Consider the following 4,357-nt stretch of genomic DNA (forward strand, 5'->3'; position numbering starts at 1 on the left):
GGTGCTGATACCCAGAGTCGAACTGGGGACCTCACCCTTACCAAGGGTGCGCTCTACCAACTGAGCCATATCAGCACATCTGGAGCGGGCAGCGGGAATCGAACCCGCATCATCAGCTTGGAAGGCTGAGGTAATAGCCATTATACGATGCCCGCATCCTGGAACTCTGCTACCTGATATTTCTGTAGCTTTTGAATAATAAGATGGCTCTCTTATTATTCGAGTCTGCCAGATAAACTGACCGACTTTCGACTGAAACTACCAGTCTACACTCGGGGTGATAATACTGCTTCACCAGGCTTGTGATAGCATTTTGCTTCACATGCTCTCAACCGGAGTTGAGATGGTGGTGGGAGAAGGATTCGAACCTTCGAAGTCTGTGACGGCAGATTTACAGTCTGCTCCCTTTGGCCGCTCGGGAATCCCACCTTAACTTGAATGGTGCCGACTACCGGAATCGAACTGGTGACCTACTGATTACAAGTCAGTTGCTCTACCTACTGAGCTAAGTCGGCATCAAGTTGAGGCGCATAATAGGGGGCTCAGCGTCAGGATGCAACAACAAATTTTAATTTTTTATCTCTTCGCTTACTATTTGTCCAAAACAGGCCTTTTCATGTATTCCCTGTATAAATCACCAACAGACAATGGTGATGTTTTGCTCTCCCGGGGTGTTCCCTGTATAGGGAAATTCATTCCTGCAATGTCCGCGGGGAGATATCTCTGCCGTTATCCGGTGCTATTATTTGCACAAAAATCGCTTTTTTCTGTCTCCGGGTTACTGAGTGATGAAAAATACACCGCTTCCCGTGTTGTTATTTCCTGATAACCCCGTCCACGTCACCCGCTACAGGATAAATTAATTGTCGTTTTTGCCATTTGCTTAAGGTACGGCGCGAAATTATCGTACAGTGACATCTTTTACTTTTTCCTGAGACCGTTCTGGTGTTAACCTCCAGCCTGTTATCTCATTACTACTACATTTCATTACGGTGTTGAAGCCACGTGAATGGCCCCGTTACTTTCACCGAAAATAAATCGGATCACTTTGTTGTCAGATGCCTGAATATGAGTAAAAAAAATTTGTCACTGGCTACCTCCCCCTACCTTCAGTTCACTCGTGAACAATGGGCAACCTTGCGCGACTCGGTGCCTATGACATTAACCGGCCAGGAAATAGCCCGGTTAAAAGGTATAAATGAAGATCTGTCTCTTGAAGAAGTCGCAGAGATCTATTTACCCCTGTCCCGGTTACTCAACTTTTATATCAGTTCAAATCTGCGCCGTCAGGCGGTACTTGAGCAGTTTCTGGGGACCAACGAACAGAAGATTCCTTATATTATCAGCATAGCCGGAAGCGTCGCTGTGGGTAAAAGCACCACTGCCCGTGTCCTGCAGGCATTACTCAGCCGCTGGCCTGAGCACCGCAAAGTTGAACTGATTACTACTGACGGGTTCCTGCATCCCAACGCTGTACTCAAAGAACGTGGTTTAATGAAGCGTAAAGGCTTTCCTGAGTCGTACGATATGCACCGTCTGGTTCGCTTTGTCTCCGATCTCAAGTCCGGAGAACAACAGGTGACTGCGCCGGTATATTCGCATCTTATCTATGATGTAATACCAGAGGGCGACAAGCAGGTATCTCAGCCAGATATTCTTATACTCGAAGGCTTGAATGTATTACAGAGCGGTATGGATTACGCTCATGATCCTCACCGGGTTTTCGTTTCTGACTTTGTTGATTTTTCTATTTATGTCGATGCGCCGGAACAACTGCTGGAACACTGGTACATTAATCGCTTTTTAAAGTTTCGCGAAGGCGCTTTCGCAGACCCGGATTCTTATTTTCATAACTATGCTAAATTGCCGGAATCAGAAGCAAAAGAAATAGCCGGTAACTTATGGCGGGAAATTAACTGGCAAAATCTGAAGCAGAATATTTTGCCGACCCGTGAACGGGCCAGTCTGATCCTGACAAAAAGTGAAAATCATGCGGTGGATACTATCCGTTTGAGAAAATAGTGGCAGGTAAACGGTCTGTCATCAGCTCAGACCGCTTACCGGAAGACTATTGAGAACGCAGGGAAATCTCACCGCCTACCCAGCTGGTCACTTTGTCGTCTTGCTCAAGCAGTAATCCTCCGCGACTGTCTATCCCTTTGGCAATACCACAGACTTCTCGCTCACCAATAAGCAGTTTCACCGGACGATTGATAAAATTATCCAGGCTGGCCCAGCGCTCAATAAAGGGAGTCAGACCTTCGGTTTCAAATAACTCTAATGCAGAGCGCATTGTATTAATCAGCTCAGCGGTAAGCGCATTACGATCAATATTGATAGCGGCTTCCTGCAAGCTTATCCATTGCTGACTCACCACACTACTGTCAACCTGACGCATCATCAGATTTATTCCTGCGCCAATCACGATATGAGCAACATCACCGGTCTTTCCACTCAGTTCAACTAATATGCCTGCAAGTTTCTTATCATTCAGGTACAAGTCATTTGGCCATTTAACCCTGACATCCTGTGCACCCAGTGATTGTAACGCTTCAGCCATCACGATACCGACAACTAAACTCAGCCCCATTGCTGCCGCGGGTCCCTGTTCCAGCCGCCAGTACATCGACATATATAAATTTGCACCAAAGGGTGAAAACCATTGTCTGCCCCGCCGGCCACGGCCGGACTGCTGGTACTCGGCAATACAGGTATCTCCGGGCGATAAAGTTGTCATTCGCTCCATCAGATACTGATTGGTTGAATCAATTACCGGAAAAACACTGACCTCGCCGCTGCCTGTTACATGCTGCCGTATAGTCTCAGCATCCAGTAACTGCAACGGTGCAGACAGGCAATATCCTTTCCCTGTCACCGTATAAATATCCAGTCCCCAGCTTTTCAGCGTATGAATATGCTGGTTAATCGCAGCCCGGCTCATGCCACAGATATCACCCAATTGCTCTCCCGAGTGAAATTCACCGTCTGAGAGAATAGCTGCAATTTTTAACGGTACAGTATAGTCTTTCATGATATTGCTCCCACTGCATCGCATTCACCCTGAGAATCAATAAACCTCACTTCAGGTTCCAGCCATACATTAAATTTATCACCGACAGTCTGCCGGACATATTTTGCTAATTTGACAATATCCTGTGGAAGGGCATGATCATTATTGATGAGTACCAGTGCCTGTAAACGATGAACTGCAGCACCACCCATTTGATAGCCTTTGAGACCGCACTGATCTATCAGCCAGCCGGCAGCCAGCTTTACCTTACCGTCAGGTTGCGGATAATGAGGTAATGACGGGTAATCAGCCAGTAACTTGCGACTTAGTCCGGCAGTAACCAGAGGATTTTTAAAAAAGCTACCAACATTCCCCTGAATCGCCGGGTCCGGTAATTTACTACTACGCATACGGCATACAGCATCAAATACTTCTGTTGGTGTGACCTGGCCTGCATCCAGGCGAGTCAGCTCTCCATACGTCAGCCTTGGTTGCCATTGTTTACTCAGTCTGAGCCCTACCGCAATAATCGCATAGTCTTCACGGTACTGATGCTTAAAAATACTGTCTCTGTAGCCGAACTGACATTCCTGTGACGTAAGACGAATTTGTTCATCACTGGTCAGACTGATTACATCAACATAATGGCAGACGTCTTTAAATTCCAGGCCGTATGCACCGATATTCTGTATAGGTGCCGAACCTGCAACTCCGGGGATTAATGCCAGATTTTCCAGGCCGGCAATATTCTGCTGCAGACAATACCTGACTAAGTTATGCCAGTTTTCACCGGCACCGACATGCAGATCATAGTAATCATCATGCTCAGAGACTGAGATGCCTTTAATCTGATTCAGTGCAACCACACCATTGAAATCATTAAGAAAAAGGACATTACTCCCCCCCCCCAATAACAGAAACGGTTTACTGGCTAAGCGACTATAAGCCCGGGCTTTGCGCAGTTCTTCTCCGGTCGTTACCGGCAAAATTACATCAGCATTGATCTCAAGACCCAGAGTATTAAAGGGTTTAAGTGAATGATTCTGGCTTAGCATATCCTGACCTTAACAACATAATATGGAAGGTAGTTTACCTGATATGAATAGCAGATTAATGGTTTTCATTGAATGTCGGATGATGAAACCGGATCAGAAATACGCAGACGGGTTTATTCGGGAGAATATAGCAGGATAAGGCGGGTATGCCATAAGAAGGCAGTCATACGGGAAATACATCACAGAGATGCCGTTATTCTGTACAGAAGGATTTTAAAAAACCAGTGCAAAAAGGCCATCCGTCAGGATGGCCTTTTTGTCTTATTGGATGCCTGGCAGTTCCCTACTCTCG

4 protein-coding genes and 4 tRNA genes are annotated in these 4,357 nt (G+C 46.4%); 2 read left to right on the forward strand and 6 right to left on the reverse strand.

Annotation, left to right across the window (positions count from 1 at the left end; translation table 11 throughout):
- Positions 1-2: 2 nt before the first annotated feature.
- The 4 genes from JK211_RS16455 to JK211_RS16470 all read right to left on the reverse strand — a co-directional run bounded on the left by JK211_RS16455 (position 3) and on the right by JK211_RS16470 (position 515).
- A tRNA-Thr gene (locus JK211_RS16455) sits at positions 3-75 on the reverse strand.
- A gap of 5 nt (positions 76-80) precedes the next feature.
- Positions 81-155, reverse strand: a tRNA-Gly gene (locus JK211_RS16460).
- Positions 156-344: 189 nt separating this feature from the next.
- Positions 345-429: transfer RNA gene (locus JK211_RS16465), tRNA-Tyr, on the reverse strand.
- Positions 430-439: 10 nt separating this feature from the next.
- A tRNA-Thr gene (locus tag JK211_RS16470) sits at positions 440-515 on the reverse strand.
- Positions 516-1,068: 553 nt separating this feature from the next.
- Here JK211_RS16470 and coaA point away from each other — a divergent pair.
- Positions 1,069-2,022, forward strand: a complete 954-nt coding sequence (coaA, locus tag JK211_RS16475) for a type I pantothenate kinase (RefSeq protein ID WP_212709702.1) — start codon at positions 1,069-1,071, stop codon at positions 2,020-2,022.
- Positions 2,023-2,068: 46 nt separating this feature from the next.
- On the opposite strand, the gene birA is transcribed toward coaA, so the two are convergent.
- Positions 2,069-3,031 (reverse strand): bifunctional biotin--[acetyl-CoA-carboxylase] ligase/biotin operon repressor BirA, encoded by a 963-nt coding sequence (birA, locus tag JK211_RS16480; protein WP_212709703.1) that lies wholly within the window; start codon positions 3,029-3,031, stop codon positions 2,069-2,071.
- Positions 3,028-4,065, reverse strand: a complete 1,038-nt coding sequence (gene murB / locus JK211_RS16485; RefSeq protein ID WP_212709704.1) for a UDP-N-acetylmuramate dehydrogenase — start codon at positions 4,063-4,065, stop codon at positions 3,028-3,030. Before murB ends, birA begins: the two co-directional genes overlap by 4 nt.
- Before the next feature lie 72 nt (positions 4,066-4,137).
- Between murB and JK211_RS16490 the strand changes: the two genes are divergently transcribed.
- Positions 4,138-4,357, forward strand: a 220-nt coding sequence (locus JK211_RS16490) for a hypothetical protein (protein WP_212709705.1), incomplete at its 3' end; no start/stop codon positions are given.

The organism is Tatumella sp. JGM130, assembly GCF_018257525.1.
GTDB classification, from domain to species: Bacteria; Pseudomonadota; Gammaproteobacteria; order Enterobacterales; family Enterobacteriaceae; genus Tatumella; species Tatumella punctata.

Bases quoted from the DNA above. Each gene is read 5' to 3' on its own strand.
- murB (WP_212709704.1), bottom strand. From the start codon at position 4,065: ATGCTAAGCCAGAATCATTCACTTAAACCCTTTAATACTCTGGGTCTT.
- birA (WP_212709703.1), bottom strand. From the start codon at position 3,031: ATGAAAGACTATACTGTACCGTTAAAAATTGCAGCTATTCTCTCAGAC.
- coaA (WP_212709702.1), top strand. From the start codon at position 1,069: ATGAGTAAAAAAAATTTGTCACTGGCTACCTCCCCCTACCTTCAGTTC.